Source organism: Arthrobacter alpinus, assembly GCF_001445575.1.
Taxonomy (GTDB): domain Bacteria; phylum Actinomycetota; class Actinomycetes; order Actinomycetales; family Micrococcaceae; genus Specibacter; species Specibacter alpinus_C.
In genome coordinates this window covers 4,263,604-4,288,168 of sequence record NZ_CP013200.1, presented here as the reverse complement: position 1 = coordinate 4,288,168, position 24,565 = coordinate 4,263,604, and the positions used below count along the sequence as shown (strand labels likewise).

The 24,565-nt window shown below is 59.1% G+C and carries 15 protein-coding genes and 1 pseudogene; 13 read left to right on the top strand and 3 right to left on the bottom strand.

What is annotated here, in order from left to right:
- Nucleotides 1-48: 48 nt before the first annotated feature.
- Complete coding sequence (locus AS189_RS18970; protein ID WP_160320880.1) at nucleotides 49-4,986, bottom strand: NACHT domain-containing protein; 4,938 nt, start codon at nucleotides 4,984-4,986, stop codon at nucleotides 49-51.
- A gap of 846 nt (nucleotides 4,987-5,832) precedes the next feature.
- Between AS189_RS18970 and AS189_RS18965 the strand changes: the two genes are divergently transcribed.
- On the top strand, nucleotides 5,833-6,123 hold the full coding sequence (locus AS189_RS18965; RefSeq protein WP_104111952.1) for a hypothetical protein: 291 nt from the start codon (nucleotides 5,833-5,835) through the stop codon (nucleotides 6,121-6,123).
- Between the two features lie 9 nt (nucleotides 6,124-6,132).
- Nucleotides 6,133-6,924: pseudogene (locus tag AS189_RS21380) on the top strand (type IV secretion system protein); the annotation flags it as partial.
- A 63-nt stretch (nucleotides 6,925-6,987) separates the two neighbouring features.
- On the opposite strand, the gene AS189_RS20940 reads toward AS189_RS21380, so the two are convergent.
- Nucleotides 6,988-7,176 carry a hypothetical protein gene (locus AS189_RS20940; RefSeq protein WP_062292573.1) on the bottom strand — a complete coding sequence of 63 codons (189 nt, stop codon included), beginning with the start codon at nucleotides 7,174-7,176 and terminating at the stop codon, nucleotides 6,988-6,990.
- A gap of 501 nt (nucleotides 7,177-7,677) precedes the next feature.
- On the opposite strand from AS189_RS20940, the gene AS189_RS20935 reads away from it, so the two are divergent.
- From AS189_RS20935 to pglX, 10 genes are all read left to right on the top strand, one after another.
- Nucleotides 7,678-9,144 (top strand): SCO6880 family protein, encoded by a 1,467-nt coding sequence (locus AS189_RS20935; protein ID WP_237759928.1) that lies wholly within the window; start codon nucleotides 7,678-7,680, stop codon nucleotides 9,142-9,144.
- Nucleotides 9,141-10,601, top strand: a complete 1,461-nt coding sequence (locus AS189_RS18945; RefSeq protein ID WP_062292568.1) for a hypothetical protein — start codon at nucleotides 9,141-9,143, stop codon at nucleotides 10,599-10,601. Before AS189_RS20935 ends, AS189_RS18945 begins: the two co-directional genes overlap by 4 nt.
- Nucleotides 10,601-12,421 carry a type IV secretory system conjugative DNA transfer family protein gene (locus AS189_RS18940; RefSeq protein WP_062292564.1) on the top strand — a complete coding sequence of 607 codons (1,821 nt, stop codon included), beginning with the start codon at nucleotides 10,601-10,603 and terminating at the stop codon, nucleotides 12,419-12,421. Before AS189_RS18945 ends, AS189_RS18940 begins: the two co-directional genes overlap by 1 nt.
- Nucleotides 12,422-12,423: 2 nt before the next feature.
- Nucleotides 12,424-12,975, top strand: coding sequence for a hypothetical protein (locus tag AS189_RS18935; RefSeq protein ID WP_062292561.1), 552 nt, complete (start codon nucleotides 12,424-12,426; stop codon nucleotides 12,973-12,975).
- A 15-nt stretch (nucleotides 12,976-12,990) separates the two neighbouring features.
- On the top strand, nucleotides 12,991-14,178 hold the full coding sequence (locus tag AS189_RS18930) for an ArdC-like ssDNA-binding domain-containing protein (protein ID WP_129587353.1): 1,188 nt from the start codon (nucleotides 12,991-12,993) through the stop codon (nucleotides 14,176-14,178).
- A gap of 276 nt (nucleotides 14,179-14,454) precedes the next feature.
- Nucleotides 14,455-14,652: a helix-turn-helix domain-containing protein gene (locus tag AS189_RS18925; protein ID WP_062292555.1), complete on the top strand. Its 198-nt coding sequence runs from the start codon at nucleotides 14,455-14,457 to the stop codon at nucleotides 14,650-14,652.
- A gap of 91 nt (nucleotides 14,653-14,743) precedes the next feature.
- The gene (locus AS189_RS18920) at nucleotides 14,744-15,379 is read left to right on the top strand and encodes a DUF1819 family protein (RefSeq protein ID WP_337589187.1); all 636 of its coding nucleotides are present in this window, start codon (nucleotides 14,744-14,746) and stop codon (nucleotides 15,377-15,379) included.
- On the top strand, nucleotides 15,376-15,984 hold the full coding sequence (locus tag AS189_RS18915) for a DUF1788 domain-containing protein (protein ID WP_062292552.1): 609 nt from the start codon (nucleotides 15,376-15,378) through the stop codon (nucleotides 15,982-15,984). The genes AS189_RS18920 and AS189_RS18915 overlap by 4 nt, the downstream gene beginning before the upstream one ends.
- Nucleotides 15,981-19,490, top strand: coding sequence for a BREX system P-loop protein BrxC (gene brxC, locus AS189_RS18910; RefSeq protein ID WP_062292549.1), 3,510 nt, complete (start codon nucleotides 15,981-15,983; stop codon nucleotides 19,488-19,490). The genes AS189_RS18915 and brxC overlap by 4 nt, the downstream gene beginning before the upstream one ends.
- A 17-nt stretch (nucleotides 19,491-19,507) precedes the next feature.
- Entirely contained in the window at nucleotides 19,508-22,039 is a 2,532-nt protein-coding gene (pglX, locus tag AS189_RS18905; protein WP_062292546.1) for a BREX-1 system adenine-specific DNA-methyltransferase PglX, read from the top strand.
- A 35-nt stretch (nucleotides 22,040-22,074) separates the two neighbouring features.
- Here pglX and AS189_RS18900 read toward each other — a convergent pair whose 3' ends face one another.
- Complete coding sequence (locus tag AS189_RS18900; RefSeq protein ID WP_062292544.1) at nucleotides 22,075-23,166, bottom strand: Eco57I restriction-modification methylase domain-containing protein; 1,092 nt, start codon at nucleotides 23,164-23,166, stop codon at nucleotides 22,075-22,077.
- Between the two features lie 144 nt (nucleotides 23,167-23,310).
- Here AS189_RS18900 and AS189_RS18895 point away from each other — a divergent pair, with 144 nt between their 5' ends.
- On the top strand, nucleotides 23,311-24,528 hold the full coding sequence (locus AS189_RS18895; RefSeq protein WP_062292541.1) for a tyrosine-type recombinase/integrase: 1,218 nt from the start codon (nucleotides 23,311-23,313) through the stop codon (nucleotides 24,526-24,528).
- The last annotated feature ends 37 nt before the right edge of the window (nucleotides 24,529-24,565 follow it).

The following is a 24,565-nucleotide window of genomic DNA, read 5'->3' as shown; positions in this document are numbered from 1 at the left end:
ACCTAGGGGGTACAGAGCGTGGAATTATGGCGGTCTATGGGATTGGCGCTAGTCAGTCAGGCCATCTGTTAAGGCTGCGCCAAGAGTCGAAACGGGGCCAGCGCAACTGGCAAAGGGATCGGCAACAACTGTACGAGGATCTCCCGTACGAAGACCAGCGATAGCAGTGGAGAGATGTTCCGATGTGAGCTTTCCGGCTTCCTTGAGGAAACGCGCAAAGAGGAACGTCCGCCTTGTGGCAGCGGCAAGTTCCTGCCCCGGAACCAGGGCCGGGTCGTTGAAGAGTGGCGAAGATTCGATCGACGGTAGACCATTGAGAGCGGAGATGAGGGACTCTACTGCTTCCGCATCGGTTGCAAGCCGCCGCAGCAGCGGCGTAGTGAATTTCCACATCGGCTCACGGGAGACTTCAAGCCTACGTAGATGAAAGACGCGTTCGATTAGCAGTGGGAGGTGTTCAGCCGGCGTGCTCATGAAAGTCAAAACAATGGCTTCCAGCCATGTGAACGGCTCAGAGTCGGGTTGTGCGGAACTGGACTGGCCAAACCACTGGATCAGCAGGTGAAGGCGACGTTGAGCTACGTTACTGTGCGGATAAAGGACATCATGAGCGGCTCGGGCCACTGAGCCATCCCCGAATTCGCCTAGTCCATCGGAATGCATGTGATCGCTCGAACCGTCGTTCGTTGTTTCAGCCTGGCGAAGGATTGCTTGTTTATCCGCGTCTGTTATGTCCCAATGATCGATCAGATGAGTAAAAGCCCAACGTTCGCGATTGCTGAAGTGGTTGCCGTTTGATCCTTCGCACGAAGCCTTGAAGACCCGACGGTAGTTAGCGGTAGTCTGACCCTGCGTAGCGATGAGGTGACCCACATATCCTGGCGTTGTCGAAACCAGTTGGCGTGTGCTGCTGATCGTATCTTTGGATTCCTCTGCAGCGATTCTCTGCTCAATAAATTCGGCGAAGGCCGGGGAAACTGAAACTGCGGCCATGAGGTTGAGGAGTACCTTGCTCTCATCGGTTTCGGTCGTTGCGCGTGCACTTGAGAGCCGCTGAAGAGGAGGCTCTCCGAGGTGACGTGAAAGTAGGTCCCATTCTTGGAGGATCAGATCGACCAACAACTCATCCGGATTTCCGAATACATCGGTCAGGCGTACTGCAGGCGGCGTTGCTTCACCAACGGTCTCGAATTGTCCGTCAAGGAGTTCAGGTGCCCTAAGAAGGAGCATGCAAATCCAAGCGATCTGGCGGTCTTCTTCGTAATTTGGCCCGTACGCACACAGCTGAGCTCGAACCAAATTTTTCCAGCTGGCGAATTCAGGAGATGGGTAGTCACCCTGTTGATATTCGCTAAGGAATGCTTGAGTGGTACCCACTGCAATTGTTCGACGCACCCCCTGATCAGGATCGTTCATCCATGTGTGGGCAGCTTGGATGAGTTGGGCAGGAGTTATGGATGCGCGACAAAGATCGTGGGCCAAAACTTCGCGTAATTCAGGGGGCAATGGGGTGAGCAGGTCGATAGCAAGCTCAAGCACTTCAGCAGACCTTGGGCTTGGCTGGTTTGCGTGGGCGCGCAAGGCCATGGAATGAATGGGGTCAGCGAGCCCGTTGGTGATGTGGTCGCTTCGGTGGAGTACCTCAAGGGTGTAGTCAATGCAATGGCTTGGCCAAGTGCGTATGATTTCAGAGATGTGCCACCCCAAGCCCTTCCTCGTGGGTACAGCCATGCAGGCGGCAGCCACGTCCTTCTCGTTGTATTCCTTGAGTATGCTCGCGGCCAGCCCAGGTTCAATGAGCGGGTTGTTTTCTGTCTGATTGGCTATTTGCCTTAGCTCGTACCAGCCCTGAGCCACCGCCACGGCAACGACTACATGTGGTTCGTCCGCAGTTTCCGGGTTCCGCACGTTGAAACTTCTCAGGAGTTCGTAGACGCGCGCAAAACCAGACTTGGGGCCGAGGCACTTGATCGCAATCGGTGCAAGCGCGGATGCGCTTTCATCTGCCTCGAAGCGATTTTCGATTTCTTGGACGACTTTTGGGTCTTGCCCGAACCGTTCAACTAGTTCTCGCGCAGCCCTAATCGGACGGAATCCATTCAATGCTCCCATTAGGGCGTCACGCACGGGTACGGCGGGCAGCCTACGGGAGAGCTCGAAATAGCCTCGCCAGGACCGCTGCAGTAGTGTATCCGCTTGGTCGGTGAGGGCCCTGACCATTGGTTCATGTTCGAGCCACGCGTCGGGAATCAGATTTAGGTTGTAGAGCACCAAGGGGGTGCGACCGTCCTCAGGATTTAGCTCCCCGATAACCCAATCTCGAAGTTCATTGTGGCTGTTGAGAGGACCGCAGGCCAGCTGCCAGCACATTTGCCGGTTTCCCTCACCGAGGGGTCGTTGGCGAAGGGTCGTGAGGGCAAATTCGGCGAATTCGCCTTTCTGCTCATCTGACGACTCGGTGACAGCTCGCGTGACAAGAGTTGAGTTCATCGCGGTCCAATCATGGTCGTCGACAAGTTCCCTTTCATGGCGCAAATAGTTCATCACGAAGCCGAAATCTCTTGCATCAAAGAGCTCTCGCAAGGGAGTCACCTGATCACGATTGGCGATTGCGAACAAGGCTCCTGTACGTAGATTCGATTTCGATGTGGTGCGAGCCCATTCGACGTGCTCCCATGTAACCTCATCCTCGGGCCAGCCATCGACGAGCGCCATTAGGGCCGCTGTTTGTGTTCGGGCATCAGGGCCGGACCTAATAACCTCGACCAAGTCGGCGTCCACCGGCCGATTGTTGGCTGAGCAGACCTCCGTGCCTGTCGAGCGAACAGTCCCGTATCTCACTGCAAACGTCTTTACTGCCGCGGAACGAACTGAACTATCCTCATGTCGCATGCTTTGAATAGTGATCTTGCGGACTCTATCGTTGAGTTCCTCCGGCAGCTCAGCCATGGCCCACACGGCCTCACTGGGGTTGGGTCGTGTCACATCCAGCCAGCGACGGAATATGGGGAGCAGATCTCCCCAGTTGGAGGGGATCACTGCGGCATCGACAAGAATCGAGATGAGCGACGCGCGATAGGAAAGGAACGGCGAGGATTCGATTTCGTCCACGACAAAGCCGAGTAACTCCCGGGTCTTCCTCGGTGCTAAGTTCACGTCCGAAGCGAGCGTGGCGCCGATGAACTCCCAAACTGCATGCGACGCCTCGATGCCTCGTGGCCAAGGTTCCGCTCGTGAAGTTGTCGCTCTATTGACAATGGAATCGACGAATTGAGCGACAATATGCTTGTTCGGTTGCGAGTTGAGGGCAGCAAGCAGCACATCGGACCAAGCGGGATCGCCGTGCATCTCAACGAAAGCGTCGAGTTGGATTTCTGTGGATAGTTCTGCCAAATGGCGGCCGGCAAGATGGTCCCCCACTATTCGGTGGACAAATCCGACGTGCTTCGCACCTTGAGGGACTAGAAGACCAAATTCATCCTCCGCCATTTCCATGGCACATGCTGCAATCAGGTACGCGTCGCGTTTGTCGTAGCCGAGTATTTCCTCATCGGCGAGAGCATCCACCATAAACTTCTGCATCGTCTTTGCAGGGATAGGATGCGGAACTTCGTCAACTTTTAGTCTGTACGCCACCGCCTGGATGAGGACAAGGAAATCTTTAGAATGGAGTGGCCGGGTGGCGGCGGTAGATGCACGAGCGCGCATCTTGGGGTGTGTATCGACCAACATCCTGATGATGAGGTCGTAAAGATCGAATCGGCGGCCAGGCAACGGCTCCCCCCGCCATATCCGTGCTAACAGAGCGAGCAGGAGGGGGGTCCTCGCGAAGGCTTCCAGTTCAGGAACGGCCGAAATCTGGGCGATGAACGGCTGGACGTTTGATTTCGACCACGAATGAACGCTTGGTGATTCTGATTCTCTCGTGTAATTGCCGGGTACTAAATGTTGTTGCGCGATGAGGAACTGCTGGCCTGAGTCAAGAGGAGCTAGGTCAGCTTTGCGCCAGATCAGATTAAAAGGAAGGCGTGCCACCGCGTAAGGGCGCGAAGTGAGAATAACCGCGGCTTCTGTATGTCCGAGGAATGTCTCCAATTTCGCAAGCGCATTGCCTGCAGTCGATTCTGTGGTCCACTCATCGATACCGTCAATGAGAAGAAGTAGGCGATCATCTTCGAGGGCCCTTGCTACGAGGGGATAGAGGTCCGGCCGCGCGTGGCTTGTAAGCCAGGCTTCGACAGCCGTTGCCAAGGAATTCGAATCGTTGGCATCGAGGTGATGACAAAGGAACCCGAAGGGAAGCCATACGGGGAGTCGATCACCGTGGCTTCGCTGCATGGCAACTGAGGTTGGCTCATCGGCCAATAGGTCTGTTGCAATGTATCGCAATAGGCTGGATTTTCCGGCGCCCGGGGCTCCGATAAGCAAGTTGCGATTTCCCCCTGCGAACCAGTCATCTGCCGGCATGGCACCGTTGATTTCAGGGAGGCCACGTCGGTCACTCAGGAGGAGACGGATTGACCGCAGGGAGCGTCTCGAGCGGTATGTAGCGGATAACACGTTAGGCGGCGATTCACTTGAGTTAGCTGCATCTTCGCTCGAGGAATCCTGAACCACCGCGTCTATAGAGCTACCAACTTCGGCCCAGTAGTCAGCAGTATCTTCTGGCCTTGGGACTGCATCCAGCATGACTAGCTGAGCGCCGTCGTTCGGTCGTAGGGAAGCAACTGCGACAAAGGCGGCCTGGTACAACGAATGCAACTCGGTGCGCAGGAACCGAAATTCGATTTGGCTCAACTGGGAATCGGGCACACTAGAAGCGTGGGCTTGACCACAGAAAGGTGCGACCCATTGTTCGCCGAAGAACCTAGCCACCAAGCGAGGTTGATCGCGTAGTAGTTCATTGATTCGCTCTGCATCCCACGGGATGAATTCGACCCCCATGGATTCGAGGCGGTCCGCTTGCTCACGAATGGCTTCGTCCAAGCCCGTGCCTCGGAAATCGAATGTAGTTGCGTAGTAGAACTGGAGGCTACGCCCAGCCCAACTACCTTCCAAAAACTTCGAAACAGCATCCTTTATGTCGCTTGGGCTCACGCGTTGGACACGTTTTGATTGCAGGGTTACATACTGCTGGTGTTCAGTCGGTGAAGCTAGCGGAGAAGGGTCCCGCTCCAAAGCCGGGAATCTATGACGCGAAGCGACCCTAGCCGCAACTTGGGGCTTCAGGCGACCATAAACGTCGATGCCTTCCTGCGCCTGGCCAGGCACGCCGTAGGACTTTGCAAAACTAACGTCCGCAACCAAGCTTAGTAGGCATAGAAATAGTCGTTCGGCATCACGGTACCCGAGCATGTCTAGCGGAAGGGATTCGAGCTCCGTGGTGGACGGTAGTTCGGCAACGATCGCTTCAGGCGGAGACCATAACCACGCGCTACCTTCTTCGACTGCTGGAATCGATGCGGTTTGATGTGGAATATCAGCCTCCACGGTTGGCGTACCTACTCTCAGTCGACTCAAGCCAATATTCAGACCATGGTGGTTGTTCGGCCCCCATTTAGCTTGGATGTCGGGCACCGATCTGGGCAATTGAATTCTGCCACATTCGCCGGAACATCCTTTATGAGCTCAGCCTACGTGCTGATGGGTTCTTCAGTACCCATCTTGCCCATCAGAGCGTTGTGGTCTCATCTGACCGGTCGGGCAATAGTCAAGAAAATCGGCGGAAATTGACGCATCGACTGCTTGGTCATGTAGTTTTCCCTCCCCGTAGCCATGAAGCATGTGAACAAAACGTCCACGCATGTGGGCAACCAGCGATTGGAGTTCACAATGTTGTATCTGGCAGCGGTGGATCCCGGGATCACCCCGAACACCAACTTCCCATTCCTCGAGTCCCTCAAAGAAATTGGCGGCGGAATCCTCGTCGGCGCGTTCATCGTGATCGCCATCGTGGCGATCATCGGTGCCGCCATGCTGTTGGCTGGCAAGCTCAGCCAGTCCTCACGTCTGGCGTCTGGCGGCGGAATGATCTTGCTCTGGACTGGACCCGTGGCCGCCATTCTGGGCGGCATCAACGGTTACATCCTGTGGTCGCAGAACGCGTTCAACCTCGGATTCTAGGTCTCGGCCATGTTACCGACGGTCAAATGTAACTTGAGTGGCTGGTGGCCGCCCGGCTGTGGGATCGTCTCCCAAGCCAACGACGACTTCGCTGCCTCAGTCACCTCTTACATCGCCAGCATCCTCGAGAGCATGGCGTCGTGGATGTGGTCGTTCATCTCTGGCGCATTCGGGGTCTCAGACATTGATGCGTCGGAATGGAGCATTGTCAGTGGCCTAACCAATTGGTGGGTTGTCGTTATGATGACGCCGCTCGTGGTTGTCATGATCGTCCAGCTCATCGCTGGCCTAGTCAGTCAACAGCCGCGCCGCATCGGCCGGGCACTGCTCGGTGGTGCGCTTGCAGTCCCGATGGTCTACCTGGCGACAGGCCTCATGAGCAAACTATCCAGCTTTACGGATTCGGCCTCCACGGCCCTGTTGAGCACGCTCGGCAAAGATCCCTATGTCGTGTTCATGAGACTGTTCGGCTTCCAAAAGGCGGAAGCTGGTTCAGGGCGGGACTGGGATGTCGTTTCGCTCAGCAGCGGAACAACTGGTGGACCGACCGGGGCCGTTGTTGTCACAGCCATCGCCGTCCTCGTTGTGTGGATACTGTCGTTCATCCTCATGTGCTCAATGATCTTCCGGTCGTTTGCCTTGATTGTCTTGGCAGCGGTCGCGCCGGTGGCCATCATGCTTCTGCCATGGGAAAGAACAAAATCGTGGACCAGGATTTGGTGCGAAACCGTCATTGCGCTTTTGATTGCGAAACCGCTCGCCGCAACCGTTCTGGCAGTTGCCGTGAAACTTTTTGCGGATTCGACGTCGTTCAGCGGACTTGCGTCTGGCGCCGTCGGAATGGTCTTGGCCTGCGCAGCACCATTAATGGCTCTCAAGCTCGTTAGCTTTGCGGGCGGCGAGATTGCGGGGGCCGCGCAAATGGCGGGCGGTGGCCATGTTGCCAGCCGAGCTGGAAGCTTCACGAGCAGACAGCTCGGCCGCCAGTTCGGCGGGAAGCTGCACATGCCAGGTGTCGGCGGTAAAGGGCCGACGCCGGTTGCGTCCAGCCACTCTGCAGCGCACTTGGGCCCCACCGCCATGCATGCTGGTGCAAGTAAGGCGTGGATTGGAAACCCGGCACAGGCTGGGGACCATCGGCATCAAGCCCTAAGGCCCAGAGTTCGGCTTCCGGAGGAGAACAGAGGCCCGGGTCGGCATCATCAACGGCCTGGCCTATGCCGCCGGGACCGTCGGCCAAAGGCGGACACGCAGGCACCGCCAAAAATGAACACCAGCCGGGTACTCAATCAGGCAGCCCAGCCTCAACACCGCCGTCATCGGGTAGGGAGCCAAGCACGTCCCGCTACTCGGGCAAGATCCCCGGCTCCCCAACCGGCCCGTCCAGGCAAACTCCATCCAGTCCGGCCGTGCCACCAGTTAGCCGTCCAAAGCCAACACCGCCGGCGGGCCCCACCAACCAACCACCCCGCTCGGCACCAGTCAACCCCACGCGACCTGTTACCCCGTCCAAGTACTTACCGAAGAATCCTCCCAGCAATGGAGATGGTCACCATGACTGAAGACACCCGCATTCTGCAGCCCGTCCGCTTCCCTCGGCACGAACGGCATGGTCTGTTCATGGGACTGCAGTGGTACCAGCTTTCACTGGTTGCTCTGGGAATGCTGATCGCTGCGCTCTCGTCAGCGACCGGAGGGCCCCTTGCCTTCGTGCTGACGGCACCCGTTTGGGCGGGGCTGATGCTGTTCGGCGTCCTGCAGTATGCGAGGATCCCGTACCCGGTGTGGGCATTGACCGCCTCAATATTCTTCCTGCGCTCGGTGTTGAACGAGACCCTGTACCTGGCGCGACCGGAGCAACCGCAAAAAGCTGGAACCATGGCGTTGCCGGGAGGGCTGGGCAGCCTAGAACTCTTCAAAACAACAAAAGGTGAAGGATTCGTCCTGGACCGGGGCGGGAACGAGGCGATGGTCTCGCTTCGTTGCACCACGACGTCGTTTGCCCTGATGGACAGTGACGACAAAGCGTACGCCGGCCAATCTTGGTCCAGGGTTCAAGCGTCCATGGCCAGTCGGCCTGCCGTCGCGCGCATTGCGATTCAGGACTACACCGTGCCCTACCCGTCGAGCGCCCTGCGAGCCTACTATGAGCGTTCCGTGCCACCGGAGCGCATCGCAGATGCACAGTGGGGCGACCTGTCATATCTAGACCTGATTGAAGCTGCCGGATCGGCCATGAGCCACGAGATCATCATGACGATCGTCCTGGATACGGCCAAGGCGCGACACCGGATCAAGGATGCCGGGGGAGCAATGGCTGGTCTGGAGCATGTCCTGCGTTCCGAGGTGGAGGCCTTCAGTACCGGGCTGAAAACACACGGCGTGATTGTCACCGAATGGCTGTCAGACACCGCCATAACGGCAGTGGTTCGTGGCGCTTTTGATCCGGAGGCCGTGGCGAAGTGGGCGGCATCAACAGGAGACAGCAAGGGCAACACGCCTGTTTCTCCGGGGCCGATGGCCACTGACGAGCATTGGACGTACCTGCGCACTGATTCCGGCTTCCACCAAACGTTTTGGGTCGCGGAGTGGCCTCGCCAGCAGGTCTATCCAGGGTTCCTGCAACCGCTGATCTATGTCGGGGAGTTCCGGCACACCATCTCCCAAGTCATCCGGACGGTACCCACTGACCAGGCGCTCCGGGACATCCGTTCGGCGCAGGAAGCACATGACACCCGCCGTCGAATCAATGGCCGCTTGGACCGGCCCCTGACCCGCGAACAGCGAGCCGAAGAGGACGAAGTCGCCCAGCGTGAGGAGGAGATCGTCGCCGGTCATGGGGATGTCCGCCCCGCAGCCTATGTAACCATCACAGCCGACACCCTCGATGAGTTGTCCCGCTGCCGGCAAGAACTTGAATCGGCCGCAGCAGGAGCGTTTGTCGAGTTGCGGCTCATGGCCGGGCAGCAGTGGCCAGCGTTTATCGCCGGGGCTCTGCCCTTGGGAAGGGGACTGAAATGAGCAAGCACCTTGCCTCAGTCAGTATTGCTCCCGCCGGGGAGACTCATAGCGAGCGGCAAGCACGACGGCGGCGCGAACGTTCCTTGGACACCTCGCCCAAGCTTTCCTTGCGTGAGTTGCGGGCGCAGCGAGCAGCGGAAACCGGAGGCAGCGGTCTGGCCGGGGATTGGGGCAAACGGGAAGGATCCACACTCTGGGGCCCGCACAGGGTTCACCCGTCCCCGCACCGGGCCTCGACCCTGACCATGGCGGCCGCATACCCGTTCCTCACCGAGTCCGGGCTCGGCCCGGAGGGAACCTACATCGGCACCGACCTGTTTGGCTCCGGAGCATTCTGCTATGACCCGTGGGTCATGTATGACAAAGGGTTCATCAGTGGCCCGTCCATCGTTGTCATCGGTACCGTGGGCACTGGCAAGTCCATGTGCGGGAAGTCCCTGGTCACCCGCTCCATCACCCTTGGACGCAAAGCAGCTGTGGCGTCGGATCCCAAAGGAGAATGGGTTCCCGTTGCCAACGCCATCCCGGGTGGCAAGGTCATTTCGGTAGGGCCCGGCCGGGCAACTAGGGTCAACCCGCTCGACGCCGGCCCCCGCTCCAGCGCGCTGTCCGATGCACAGTGGCTGGCCGTGGTGCGGCAGCGACGCCGGCACCTGCTCGTGGCTCTGGTTTCGCTTATGCGTCCGGGTGTTCCGCTGAGCCCGGTGGAACATACGGCGCTGGATATGGCGTTGACGGATGCCGTAGCTGCCAACAGCACGCCGACACTGCCCATGGTGCTGGAGTACTTGCTTAACCCCACCCCGGCGACAGCCGCACTCGTCGGGCCCAACGGTGGGACTGGCGTCGGACATTCACTACGCAGAACAGTCTCAGGTGACCTTGAAGGCATGTTCGATGCGCCTTCAACCGTAGCTTTCGACGCCGATGCCCCCATTATGGTCATGGATACTTCGGCGCTGATTGGTGCCTCGGAACAGGCCCTGTCCTTGGCCGCAGCCTGCGGTGCGACATGGCTGGAAGCTGCTGTGACGAATCCCGACGGGGCAAAGCGGATCGTGGTCTATGACGAAGGCTGGCGAATGCTCGCGGATCCTTACATGCTCGCAAAAATGAGTGAGCAATGGCGCCTGGCCCGTAGTTATGGCATTTCAAATCTGCTCATTATGCACAAGATTGCCGACCTCAACGAGATTGGCGACAGCACCAGCGGTCTTCGGCAGAAAGCTCTCGGCCTCCTCACTGAAGCGGACACCAGAGTCATTTACAGACAAAAGCACGACGCAATGCGCCTGACCAAGGAAGCGCTGGGTCTGACCGAAGCGGAGTGCGAGCATGTCGAGAAGCTGCCCAAGGGTGTTGGTCTGTGGAAGGTTGGCAACAGGTCCTTCATCGTGGCGAACGAAGTCACCACCGACGAGCTCGCCGTCTTCGGCACAGACGAGAGGATGCTCTGATGTCGCGGGGCCTCGACGACGGTAACCCGATAGTCTCCATCGGGCTGATCGCAACGTCCATCTACATCGTCCTGAGCCTTCTCATCCAGGCCGCCGCCCACCTTGCCTACTCATCACAATGCGGTGCACCTGCCCCATGGGACTTCAGCCCCGCCGTCCTGCCCGGGCTCCTCAGCGGACGGATCCAATGGATACTGCCCGCACAGGGAGCCTGCACCATCGGCACCGGCCAAATCTGGCTCATCATCGCACCCGTCTTGATCGTCCTGACAGTAGCTGCGCTCGCAGGCACGCTCGGATTGCGTACATGGCGGCAATCAGGTGCCTGGCTGCGGCAGGACATCCTGGGCCGCGACGGCGTCGCCAGACGGGCAGAGATCGCCCGCGAGTTTGGCGCCAAAGCTGCGCTGAAGCGAGGCCGCTACACCCGCCCGGGAACCAAAGACCCCAAAGTTGAAGAAGTCTCCTGGACCATCGGAAAATCCCGAGGCGTCACGGTCCACGTCTCCACGGAAGAATCCCTCGTCATCCAAGGTGCACCCCGTTCCGGCAAAGGCCTGTACGTCATCATCAACGCAATTCTCGACGCACCCGGTGCTGTCGTCACCACCTCAACCCGCGCCGACAACCTCGTTGTCACCATGAAAGCCCGCGCCACCAATGGTCGCCCCGTCACCGTCTTCGACCCGCAAGGAATGTCCGGGCTGCCCTCAACACTGGGATGGTCACCTGTGCGCGGCTGCCAAGATCCCGACGTCGCCACGCGACGCGCGTTGGTTATCTCAGCCGACGTTGCCCTCAAAGGCGAGAACGCTGCCTGGCAAAAGCGTTCGCAGCTAGTGCTGCAGTGTTTGCTGCACGCTGCGGCACTCTCGGGTGAGGGGGTAACGGCGTTTCGCCGCTGGGCATCAAACCCTGTGCTTGCCAGGGAGGCACTGGCCGTACTTGGGGGACCAGAGGCTGCGCTGGGTTGGCAGGCGGACTTGATGGGCATCATCGATGACGACCCACGCAACACCTCCAACTCATGGATTGGAGTAACGGCCGCAGCTGCGCCCTTGTCCTCACCGAAGGTACTCGCCGCACTGAACCCGAAAGGGAACGGCGAACAGTTCGACCCGAAAGCCTTCATCGAACAACGCGGCACCTTGTACTTGATAGGAACGAAGAGTGGCGCCGCCGCCGCAGGCCCCTACCTGTCCGCGCTCATTGACGACATTGACTATGCAGCCAGGGAGATGGCGTTCGTCTCGGCTGGTGGCCGACTTGATCCACCGCTGTCACTCATTCTCGACGAGATCGCCAACCTCTCTCCCTGGCCAGGCCTGCCAGTGGCACTTTCAGACGGAGGCGGCATCGGCATCTCCACACTGGTGGTTCTGCAATCCCTGTCCCAGGCCCGCTCCGGATGGTCAATGGACGAGGCAGCCACCATCTGGGATGCGGCCATCATCAAGGTCATCTTTGGCGGCGGCTCGGACGAACGTGACCTCCGAGCTCTCGCGGGGCTGATCGGGGAGCGGACATTGACGTTCAACACCCGCTCCTGGTCCGCACAAGGACGCCAAGACGGCGAGCAAATCAGAGAGTCCCCAGTGATCCCGCTCCATGAAATCCGCCGCCTCCCGGCCGGGACTGCCATCATGCTCGGGCGCCGTAGCCGCCCCATCCTGCTGGACCTGCGCGAATGGCACAGACGCAAAGACGCAGCGCAGCTGGGCCGGTCAAAGGAGCAAACAGAGCTCGAGCTACTCACCGGCCACCTCAAACGACAACACGACCAACAAACGGCCACCCCCGCAGAAGAACAGGAGTCTTAGCCATGGACGAGGACGAATCATTTGAATACGACGTTGAAAACGGTGCCGAAGACAACTTCGCGGCACTGCTCTTCGGCTCAACGCGTGGACTGCGCTCCGAGCGCGTACCCATGACGTACCGGTGGCGGGACATGGACCCCCGCACCGCCGAAACTGTGTGGAAGCACCTCGACAGCTGGGTCCGCTGGCTCGTGGAAACCTACCGCCTGCCCACCTCCGTGATTCCGGACTGTTGGTGGCGGCACTCTGACATTGTGGCTGAGCTGTATGCGCTGCAGCGGGCGGAGCAGGCTTCCTACACCGAGGACGACGGCGGTTTCGGCCCCTTGGGTTTTCACGAACGCCTCGAGCACAGCATCGCCCGTTTGAGGGACCTGACCAGGACGGCTGGATGCGTCAGCCTGCAGCAGCACCGCGAGCCGCCAGTGCGCAAATTGCCTGACGACGGCCCTGCGACGACGGGATTGCCGCATTCGACAGTGGACGGGGCAAACCGCCCCAATTCAGGAACGCCCGGTGGTGCGGATTCAGACGCCACCGACTCTGGTCAGTAGCGAAGGAATGAAGCCATGGAAGCTACACCAGAACCAACTCCACGATGGCTGACGGAAGTTCAAGGAATCGAGGGAGTGCCGCCAGCGTCCCACCCGAGTCCCGAGCAGCGCGTTGCTGGACTCACCGAAGGGCTCTACGCGCTGCTGGCGGCGGCTGTCGACCACCCGCAGCAATGGTACCGACTTCTCGACGCTTCGGCGACCATGTGGCGGTATTCGGGAGGTAATGTCGCACTTTTGACCATGCAAATGGCCCAACGAGGTCCAGTGAAGCCGACCTTGGTCGCCGGCTACAAGGAGTGGGAACGGCATGGCCGCTATGTGCTGAAGGGTGAACATGCGCTGTATGTGATTGCACCAAGAACAGCACGAATCACACCTGACGATGAACAAGGCAGGGCTTCAGAAGCACGCGAACCGGTCCTTGCTGAGCCGGGCGACGGCATAAGTAGGTCTCGCATTGTCGGCTGGCGTGGTCAAGCTGTGTTCGACGTGTCGCAGACCGAGGGGGAACCTTTGCTTGTTCCTGTTGCCGGTCAGGTGGAGGTGCCACCCCAGGCGGATTCATGCACGCAGCTGTGGGAGTCTCTCACGGGAGTGGCGCGAAACGCGCGATACAACATCGTCATCTCGGAGAAACAGGCAGGCTTGGCAGACGGCTACACCGACCACGGACGTCGCCTTATCAGCGTTGGGTCCTGGCTGGATGCTGGAGATCGTGTTGCAACGCTTGCGCACGAACTTGCCCACGCCTCCCTCCACGTCCCGGGTGATGCCATCGGAGCCCTATATGGCAGCAGCGCCGAACACCGGGGGCTTGCTGAGATCGAGGCTGAGTCGGTGGCATATGTGGTTCTACGTGCCCACGGTATAGACCGCGGTGAGCAATCAGTTGCTTACTTAGTTGGATGGGCAGACGCTGTTCTCGAGGCCGAAGCCGACTCAATTCTGCGCTGCACCCGTGACAGGAAACCCATGTCCAGGGTCGACATTGCCAAGTCGGCGCTGGGCCGCGTGACCTCTGTGGCTAAAACGATTCTGGAGACTACAAATCCGTCTGGGTTCGGCGGGCGACTGGGCCCAACTCGGCCGGTGATCAGTTGGGAGACCGTGCCCGCACATTACTTGCCGCCAGATTTGAGTGTCCAACCTGCGGAAAACGCACATCGTAACAATAGGTGGGTGCCGCCGGTCATTGGGTGAAGCCGCGATGGCGAATCACGTAATTCACTGTGCCATTAGCTGTTTCGCCACAGTGCGGGTGGACACGATCTTGAAATTTCGTCTCGCGGGGAGAGGCGTTAGTAGTCCTCACGGGCAATGGCTGCTGAGTTTTGAACGAGTTGCGTCGATGTCTCTTAGCTTCTACGTTGTCGAAGTCTGGCCGCCTATACCGGGATACCCCCGAACAAACCCGACTAGATCCGGTAGCATGGGGATAATGGCCGCTGCCTGGCCACAGTGCTAGGGAGGATCGACGTGACCGAGCCATGGCTATCCGCCGACGACATCGCCCTTCACCTCGGCGTCACCAAAGACACCGTTTATACATGGATCGGCGAGAAGGGCATGCCTGCCCACAAGATCGGGCGCCTGTGGAAGTTTCAGGCAAGCGAGATCGATGACTGGGTTCGCCGTGGAAGTGCGGCTGCCTCAGGCGACGCAGCGCCAAGTTGAGCGATCCTGCCGCACTGAGCCTTCGACCCCTATGTCGGTGGCTCCCCATATCCTGATCCACGGTCCAATAATCGGAAGGAGGAGCCTGTTGGTGAATGAATCTGACGCACAGGATCGCTTCGCGCTGTCCTTCACTAGCGGAGGCCTCCTAGCCCGCGAAGCCCTTGTGGTGGCCTCCATCTATCTCGCTTGCCATGATTGGCAAGCGAGCCGACGTCGGGTTGTTGACAACAACGTCCTGCAAGCGCGTACATTGTCGTCGAATAATCGCTTAGCTCGTGAGACTATCCAACGTTTAGCGGTCCTAACGGATAACGAGATTGAATTGCTGACTGAAGCGAGCTTGACCGAGCGGTGTCACTTGATGTGGGCTGCGGCGTGTCGACGCTATGAGCTGATTGGCGACTTCGCGGAAGAAGTAGTTCGAGAGCGGTTCCTACTGATGACGCCAACTCTCGAGTTTGAAGACTATGAACGTTTCATGACTGGCAAATCCCTATGGCACCCCGAGCTTGACGAGTTAAAGCCGTCAACTCGCGCAAAGCTTCGACAGAACATATTCCGGATGCTCCACGAAGCGGGTCTCCGTGGCGACAAGAACAACATCAACCCCGCGGTGCTTTCGGAACGTATATACGAAACCCTTGCAGCGCGAAGCCCGAGCGACCTGCGGTTCTTCCCGACTACGACCCCGATCACGCAGTTTAACAACGAGGTGCAGCAATGAGTTCCACCCAGCGAGACCTCGTCAGCGACGAGAAGCACGTCTATAACGTGCTTCGAAGCGAACGCTTCTTGAAGATGGAGGGCCTGTCCAAGGAAATCCCATTCTTCATCTACCACTTCCCGCCGGCTTGGGCACTTGACGTTGAAGGTTTGTGTGATCGTGTGAAGACGAAGCTCCAGAGCGATGACGGGCTGAGTGTCGTGGAGATCAATCTCTATGACCTGGCCATAGGGCTACTCAAGGACCGTGGCGTGTGGGAACGAGTCCTCGACCTGGAACCCACGATGGATAAGGCGGGATTTCGCGAGGTGCTGCAGGGCATGCTTGACCCCCACGATCACCTCGCACCCGCCATCCGGGCACTGCTGGATAATCAACCCAGCGACATGGTTTTCCTCACCGGTATCGGTGAGGTCTTCCCATTCATCCGCACCCACACGGTGCTGGAGAACCTGCAGAGCGTCGTCACTGGCCGGCCGATGCTCGTATGGTTTCCGGGTATTTACGAGTTCACACAGACATCCGGTCATCAGTTACGCGCGCTGAATCTCAGCGCCAGCGACAGCTACTACCGGGCCAAAGACATTCTGGAGCAGGAGGCATGAGCGTGAACCTAATCAACGAGATTTTCGCCAAGCGGATCGACCGAACGATCGAGGGCGTCATCAAGGCCGATGACACCTCGCAGTTGGCCACCGAGGTCGAGGAGTACGTACTCACAAACGAGGCCGCCAAAGGCGTCGAGCACGTCCTGGAGGCCTACACCAACTACACCAACGCCAATGGCGTGTGGATCTCCGGCTTCTTCGGTTCCGGTAAGTCCCACCTCCTGAAGATGCTCGCGCACCTGCTGGGCGACATCGACGGCCACGTCTACCCACGCGCTCAAGTCTCTGATCAGTTCAGGGCCAAGGCTGACGATGCGTTCCTGCCGGCCCTGATCGAAAAAGCCGACCGGATCGCGGCCAAGAGCCTGCTGTTCAACATCGATCAGAAAGCCACACTGATCTCGAAAGACCAAAACGACGCCTTGCTGAAGGTGTTCGTGAAGATCTTCGACGAGTCCCGTGGCTATTACGGCAACCAAGGCCACATCGCACGCTTCGAACGCGACCTTGACGCCCGCGGCCAGTATGCAGCTTTCAAGGACGCCTTCGAGCGCGTTGCTGGGATTCCGTGGTCGCAGGGGCGTGAACAGTCCGCGCTAGAGGCTGGCAACATTGACAAGGCATTCGCCGTGGTCAATGGCGCCGAGAGCCCCGGCATCATCCGCCAATACTCAATCAGCTACTCGGTCTCGATCGAGGACTTCGCGGATGAGGTCGCCGCCTGGCTGGCTGCGCAGCCGGAGGGCTACCGGCTAAACTTCTTCGTCGACGAAGTCGGCCAGTTCATCGGCACCAACACCAAGCTGATGCTCAACCTTCAGACAATAGCCGAGTCCCTGGCCACCAAGTGCCAGGGGCATGCTTGGATCTTTGTCACCTCGCAGGAGGATATGGAGAAGGTCGGCGGAGACCGTACCAAGCAACAGGCCAACGACTTCTCGAAGATCCAGGCTCGCTTCAAGAACCGCCTCAAGCTCACCAGCCAGGACGTCGAAGAGGTCATCCGCAAGCGCCTGCTCGCTAAGACCGATATTGGCGCCGGTGACGTCGCCGCCATCTACGGAGCCGAGCATACGAACTTCAAGACTCTGTTCGACTTCGTCGAGGGACGCCACTACCCGAACTTCCGGGACGAGGCACACTTCGTAGGAACCTACCCGTTCGTGAGCTACCAGTTCCCGTTGTTCCAATCCGCGATCGAAGGCATCAGCGACCACAACATCTTTGAAGGCCGTAACAGCTCTGTCGGAGAGCGCTCCATGCTCGGCGTCGTCCAGCAGGTCGCCACTGGCCTTGCCGACAAGCCGCTGGGCACGTTGGCTTCTTTCGATCAGATGTTTGAGGGCATCCGGGCCTCGCTGAAGTCCGCCAACCAGCGTGCCATCAATGATGCCGAGCGCAGTCCGTCTTTGCCGCCGCTGGCGGTTCGACTGCTAAAGGCCCTGTTTCTGGTCAAGTATGTCGATACGTTCAAGGCCACCGCCCGCAACCTCACCGTACTGGTTTATGACTGCTTCGGCACCGATGTTGCGCAGCTGGGTAAGGACGTCAACGCGGCCCTGAACGCTCTGGAAGCCCAGACATACATTCAGCGAAACGGTGACCTGTACGACTACCTGACCAACGAAGAACAGAAGATCGAGCAGGCGATCAAGAACGTCGACATCGACAACTCCGAGATCTCCGGCAAGCTCTTCAAGCTGATCTCCGAGTCAGTTGTCAAGACGAACAAGACGGCCTACAAGACCGGACAGAACTTCACCTTCGGGTACAAGCTTGACGGCACCTCGTACGGCAAGCAGCACGAACTGTCACTGCATGTCACCAGCCCTGAGACCGAGTTCAGCCTCGAACAGATCAAGGCACACAGTGCCGGCCTCGACGAACTGCGTGTAGTACTCCCCTCCGGGGCCAACCGCGTCCTCGGAGAGCTGCGGCTGCTGCTGAAAACCGAGAAGTACGTCAGGCGCGCTCAGGGGTCGAGCCGCACCGCGATCGAGCAGACCATCCTGCAGTCCAAGGGAACCCAGAACGCCGAACGCGAGAAGGAGATCGTCGAACGCCTGCGCTCAGCGGTGGGCAACTCGACGCTGATCCACAACGCGGCCGTGCTCGACGCCAACTCCGTCGATGCGCTGACTCGCATCAACGAAGGCTTCCAGAAAGTCATCGCAGCGACGTACACGAATCTCGGCATGCTGGCCGGCAAAGCCTTCACCGAGCAAGGACTAGGCGGGCTCGTGAACCCAAACGGGGACGCCCTGTTCGAGCAGACTGCCAGCATCCTTGATGTTCCGGGTTCCGATGTACTCGGTCATTTGGAGCTGCGCAGCAACCGCCACGAGCAGGTCACCATGCGCCAACTCATCGACCGGTACTCGGCGAAACCCTTTGGCTGGGACCAGTGGTCCATCGCCACAGTCGTGGCGTATCTGGCCGGACAATCGAAGATCGAGATACAACTCAACGGCAAGGTCCTTGCTCGCACAGAGATCACCAGCGCGCTGCGCAACACGCAGAGCTACTCTGCAATGGTCGTCGCACCGCAGCGTGTGTTCGACCCGAAGATCGTCAACGCCTTCCGCAAGTTCGTCGTGGAGTTCACCGACGACGGCGGTATCGCCAAGGACCCGCTGGAACTGGCTCACGCCGGCAAGGAACACCTGGAAGTCAAGCTGGCCGAACTGAAGGCTTTGCGCACCGCTTCAGGGTTCACGTTCATCGACCAGCTCGATGAGCCGATCCAGATGCTCACTGAACTATGCGGTCACAAGGCAGACTGGTTCATCACCGACTTCCGTGATGCCGACGATCTGCTCGATGCCAAAGACAACGTGATCGACCCGATTAAGGCGTTCCTCAACGGCAACCAACGCAGTATCTTCGAGAACGCGTTGACCTTCATGCAGACCAACCAATCCAACATCGCCTACCTACCCGCTGGTGCCGCGGACATGGTTAGCTTCGCTCTGGAAGATGTACAGATCTTCCGCGGCAATAAGACCCAGCAACTCGGCAAGGCGGTGAACGAGCTGGAAGACCAGCTGCAGAGTTTGATCAATGCCGAACGCACTGTTGCCACGGAATCGATCAACGCCTATTGGCAGCAAGTGCCTGGTAGCAATACCTACGAGGCAGCAACCGAGGCAGCACAGCAGTCGGTGACTCAGCGCGCGGAAGCCGTGCTCGACCGTGTGCAGCACGAGACGCAGATCCCGGTCATTTGGAACCAGGCGAACCAGTTCGCTGACACGGTCTATCCGTGGATTCTCGACGAGCTGGCGGCAGCGAAGCCAGCTCCCGCACCCAGCCCGCAGGCTGGCCCCGGTAAGGAGCCGGAACCCAAACCTGCGCCGATCAAGCAGACCGTCTCCATCAAGAAGCTCGTGCTGCCGGGCACTGGCCAGGTCCTCGAAACCGTGGACGACATCGACGCTTATCTCGACAAGCTCCGCGCGACCCTCCTCACCACGATTAACGACAACAAGCGCATCACGCTCTAAGACAGGTAGAGATACACATGGATACCAAGCCCCTGGAGCGATTCGCCACCCAAGCCCGCCGGGAACTCATCGCCTCCGTCGAGGCCCGAGCCGCCGCGGTACTTGCTGTAGGTTCCGTTGAGCGGAGCGAGCGTGGCCAGACAGTGAAGCGGCTCGAAGCCGAGATCGCGCAGCACGGCCAGAAGCACGTGATCGACAAGGTCGCCTACACCTGGTTCAACCGGCTCATCGCCCTGCGCTACATGGATGCCCGCGGCTACACCAGCGCTCGAGTCGTCTCACCTGCACAAGGCCACGCTCATGGCCAGCCCGAAATCCTTGCCGATGCCAAACGTGGTCACCTCGACACCGAGGTGGTTACCACCCCACGCACTCGTGAGGCCGTCATGGGTCTCCTCGAGGGTACCCGTCGCAGCACAGACGCTGAGGGGGAGGCATACGCGTTGCTCCTGACCGAGTACTGCCGGTTCTGGAACAAGGCCATGCCATTCATGTTCGAACGCGAAGGTGACTACACCGAACTTCTCGTCCCTTCCGGGCTTCTTGCTGACGGTGCGTTCCTCTCTCGTGCTCACGAGGTGCTGAACGCGGAGGTGTGTGAAGACGTCGAGGTTATCGGCTGGCTCTACCAGTTCTATGTATCCGAGCGGAAAGACGAGGTCTTCGCCGGATTCAAGAAGAACAAGAAGGCTGGCGCAGACGAGATCCCGGCAGCGACCCAGCTGTTCACCCCGCACTGGATCGTCCGCTACCTCGTCGAGAACTCTCTCGGCCGGTTGTGGATGCTCAACCGCCCGACCTCGCGGCTCGTCGATCAGATGGACTACTACATAGCTCCCGTCGATGAAGAAACTGCCGTCCTAAAGATCACCGAGCCGGAAGAACTGACCGTGATCGACCCGGCCTGCGGCTCAGGCCACATGCTCACTTACGCTTTCGACCTGCTCTATGCCATCTACGAAGAGGAGGGTTACGCGCCGTCGGTGATCCCGAGCCTCATCCTTGCGCATAACTTGCACGGCACCGAAATTGACCCTCGTGCAGGAGCACTCGCTGGGTTTGCGCTCACGATGAAGGCACGCGCAAAGGATCGCCGCTTTTTTGCCCGTGACGTCGATCCGCAGATCTGCGTGATTGAGCCGCTCTCCTTCGCTCCTGACGAATTGGACTTCCTCGTCACCAAGTCAGGCGACCGCCATACGGAGGAGACGTTCTGGAATCAGTTCCGCGATGCTGACACGCTCGGTTCGCTGATCCAGCCGGATGGTGACATGGCAAAGGGTGCAGCAGAGGTTCTATCGATCCTTGATGACGATCTGCTCTACGGCCAGACATTGGAGTATGCGCATCGGGTGGTGCACCAGGCCGAGGTGCTCTCGACGAAGTACACGGTGGTGATTGCCAACCCGCCGTACATGGGCGGGAAGCAGATGGGTGCGCTCCTTTCACAGTTTATGAAGGATCAATACCCCACCGGCAAGGCCGACCTCATGACGGCGTTTATGATCCGCGCCCAGGAACTTACGGTTCATGGTGGAACCTGGGCAATGATCAATCTCCCGTCGTGGATGTCATTGAAGTCGTTCGAAGACCTGCGGCACGACCTTATTGAAAACCAACGAATCGTGTCCATGGTCCACCTTGGGCGTGGCGTCTTTGGCTCGGACTTCGGATCCGTCGCCTTCGTGATCGACAACGTTTCGGCAAAGTCGTCACGTGGCGTATATAGGCGGCTCTTTGAGAAGCACGTGGATGTCCGGTCGGTGTCTACGATCGAGGCTCTGTTCAGCGACTCTTCGTACAACCGTTACGAGGTATTACAGGAGGATTTTGCGGCGATCCCGGGCTCCCCGATTGTCTACTGGCTTAGTGAGAAGATGCGGGGAGCCTTCGCAACTGGTCGTCCTCTCAGCGACGTCGCCAATCTCCGGCAGGGATTGGCGACCGCTGACAACAACCGTTTCCTTCGCCTGTGGTGGGAGGTCTCGGATAACCGCACCGCGCTTACTTGCACGTCACGTGAAGAGGCCGCGTCAAGTGGTGCACGTTGGTTCCCGTACAACAAGGGCGGTGAATTCCGAAAGTGGTACGGCAACCATGAGTACGTGCTCAACTGGGAACACGACGGCGCAGAGATACGAAATTTCGGTACTGAGAAAGGTGGTCGACCACGCTCGCGTGCTCAAAACACTTCAACATACTTTTCACCGTCAGTGTCATGGTCCGATATCTCATCCGGTGAAGCCGCATTCCGGAGATTTCCGAGCGGGTTCATCCACGATGTGAAGGGAATGTCTGCGTTCGGAAGCGAAGGACTACTCGATCAAGTTGCCGTGCTAATGAACTCCAGTGTCGCCCGCGAAGTACTCAAGGCCATCGCGCCGACACTCAACTTCCAGGTTGGCGATGTGGGAAAGCTTCCAGTTGCCTCTGGATTTGATGGACTTCCGGCGAACACGGGCAATCTGGTTGAGACGTCTCGAACGGATTGGGACCTCTCCGAGATGTCGTGGAACTTTGAACGTAACCCCTTGGTTGCACTTGCCTGACCATGTGGGGACTGAGGGCAAGGTGGAATTGTCGGCTATCCACGTTCGAAGAGGGAGACGAGCGGGTTCCGCGCGAATTCCCAGGAGGTCTCGAAGTCGTCCCAATCCTCCTTAGCCTCATCGACCGCTATTGCGGCGCGAACAACTCCGTTGTCCACGGCCGCGTCTGCCACAGGTAGGCCAGCGACTTGCCCCACCTCGTAGTTGAGCGTCGGAGCGACCGCAGCCAACTGCTCAAGTGCCACCTGCGAATTTACGAAGGAGAGCAAACCAGCTCGCTCACGATCCGTCGTCGTGAACATCGAGGTGCCTGCGACGTCGTAGATAAAACCAGCTGGATAGGCCCTGAAAGCTGGGGCGCCGCTACTGATCTTGGACCATGACACTGACGGTGAAAAGTATGTCCCAGGGTTACGAATTACCGAACGTGGCTTGAAATCGACGATCTCTGCGCCGTCGTGTTCCCAGTTGAGCACGTACTCATGGTTGCCGTACCACTTTCGGAATTCACCGCCCTTGTTGTACGGGAACCAACGTGCACCACTTGACGCGGCCTCTTCACGTGACGTGCAAGTAAGCGCGGTGCGGTTATCCGAGACCTCCCACCACAGGCGAAGGAAACGGTTGTTGTCAGCGGTCGCCAATCCCTGCCGGAGATTGGCGACGTCGCTGAGAGGACGACCAGTTGCGAAGGCTCCCCGCATCTTCTCACTAAGCCAGTAGACAATCGGGGAGCCCGGGATCGCCGCAAAATCCTCCTGTAATACCTCGTAACGGTTGTACGAAGAGTCGCTGAACAGAGCCTCGATCGTAGACACCGACCGGACATCCACGTGCTTCTCAAAGAGCCGCCTATATACGCCACGTGACGACTTTGCCGAAACGTTGTCGATCACGAAGGCGACGGATCCGAAGTCCGAGCCAAAGACGCCACGCCCAAGGTGGACCATGGACACGATTCGTTGGTTTTCAATAAGGTCGTGCCGCAGGTCTTCGAACGACTTCAATGACATCCACGACGGGAGATTGATCATTGCCCAGGTTCCACCATGAACCGTAAGTTCCTGGGCGCGGATCATAAACGCCGTCATGAGGTCGGCCTTGCCGGTGGGGTATTGATCCTTCATAAACTGTGTTGTGTTCAGGAGTCGCCGCGCATTGATGTCGGCTTCCGGCTCTCCTAACCACTTCGTCCCGCTTCAGTTGTCATTTCGGATGGCTACCCTGATGACTACCCTGCCAGCCGGCATAGTCTCACTTATCATTGAGCCATGCCTACGGCCAAGCAGCGCAGCAAAGGAACCGGCTCGGTCTACCAGAACTCTCGGGGACAGTGGGTAGCCTCGATTGAGGCCGGGTGGACGGAACGCGGAACGCGTCGCCGCGTCACCTTGAAGGCGCATACGAAGGCCGTGGTTCGGGCCCGACTCGCTGAGGCACAGCAGCGGATTGCGGCCGAGGGGCACACCGACCAGACGTGGGATAGCGTCACAGTCAAGCGGTGGGCCGATCGGTGGCTCGAAGAGCGACAGCACATCATCCGACCCGGCACGTACGTCTCTGATCGCTCTGGAATCAGCAAGTGGATTGTTCCGGCTATAGGGCACCTGCGCCTCGATGCCCTCGTGCCCGCAGACATCCGGAAGGTCAGGACGGCCCAGGAACAAGCCGGTTTAGCACTCGCCACGATGCAGCGCACACACGCGGTGCTCAGCAAGATGCTCTCTGACGCGGTCGCCGAGGGGTACAGAGTCCCACAACGCGCACGGGAGGCGGGTGGCCCTGGTGCCGGGAGCTCCCCACGGCAGTCCCTGAACGCAGGGGCCGCGGCGAAGATTCTCGCTGTGGCTACCACCCGCCCAGACGCCTCGCGATGGGTCGCGGCGCTCGTAGAAGGGCTGCGCCCCGCGGAGGCACTGGGGCTGACCTGGGACATGGTAGACCTTGCAGCTGAGACGATTACGCTTGCCTGGCAACTCAAGGCACTGCCGTACGTCGAGGCCAGAAAACCCGAGAGTGGATTCCGGGTCCCTCGCGGATTCGAGTCCCGCCAGATCCATGGCGCCTACCATCTGGTCCGGCCTAAGACCCGTGCCGGGAGCCGCGTTATCCCGCTGGTGCCTTGGCTCGTCGATGCGCTCTCCTCTTGGGCAGACTGTGCGCCATCGTCCCCGTGCGGACTCGTCTGGCCCCGAGACGACGGCGCCCCACGATCGGCAGAGCTGGACCGCCGGCTGTGGTACGAGATCGTGGCGGAAGCAGAGGTAACGGTCACTCTTCCGGATGGCAGTAGTAGGAGGCCCTTGCTGTACGAGGCACGTCATACAGCAGCCACTCTGCTGCTCGCCAGCGGGATCGACGAGACCACGATTAAGGCCGTTCTTGGGCACTCCTCTATGCTGAGCACGCAGTCCTACCTGCACTCTGATAACACGAGGACCCGAGCGGCACTCGCGGCATCCGCGGAAATGCTCGGACTTGGCCGGTAGACTGAGAAGAATCACTTCGGCTATCCCAATGGCTACC

Excerpts from the sequence above, each read along its gene's own strand:
- pglX (WP_062292546.1), top strand. The coding sequence starts at position 19,508 with ATGGATACCAAGCCCCTGGAGCGATTCGCCACCCAAGCCCGCCGGGAA.
- AS189_RS18895 (WP_062292541.1), top strand. The coding sequence starts at position 23,311 with ATGCCTACGGCCAAGCAGCGCAGCAAAGGAACCGGCTCGGTCTACCAG.
- AS189_RS20935 (WP_237759928.1), top strand. The coding sequence starts at position 7,678 with ATGACTGAAGACACCCGCATTCTGCAGCCCGTCCGCTTCCCTCGGCAC.
- AS189_RS18915 (WP_062292552.1), top strand. The coding sequence starts at position 15,376 with ATGAGTTCCACCCAGCGAGACCTCGTCAGCGACGAGAAGCACGTCTAT.
- AS189_RS18940 (WP_062292564.1), top strand. The coding sequence starts at position 10,601 with ATGTCGCGGGGCCTCGACGACGGTAACCCGATAGTCTCCATCGGGCTG.
- brxC (WP_062292549.1), top strand. The coding sequence starts at position 15,981 with ATGAGCGTGAACCTAATCAACGAGATTTTCGCCAAGCGGATCGACCGA.
- AS189_RS18900 (WP_062292544.1), bottom strand. The coding sequence starts at position 23,166 with ATGAAGGATCAATACCCCACCGGCAAGGCCGACCTCATGACGGCGTTT.
- AS189_RS18965 (WP_104111952.1), top strand. The coding sequence starts at position 5,833 with ATGTTGTATCTGGCAGCGGTGGATCCCGGGATCACCCCGAACACCAAC.
- AS189_RS18935 (WP_062292561.1), top strand. The coding sequence starts at position 12,424 with ATGGACGAGGACGAATCATTTGAATACGACGTTGAAAACGGTGCCGAA.
- AS189_RS18930 (WP_129587353.1), top strand. The coding sequence starts at position 12,991 with ATGGAAGCTACACCAGAACCAACTCCACGATGGCTGACGGAAGTTCAA.
- AS189_RS18945 (WP_062292568.1), top strand. The coding sequence starts at position 9,141 with ATGAGCAAGCACCTTGCCTCAGTCAGTATTGCTCCCGCCGGGGAGACT.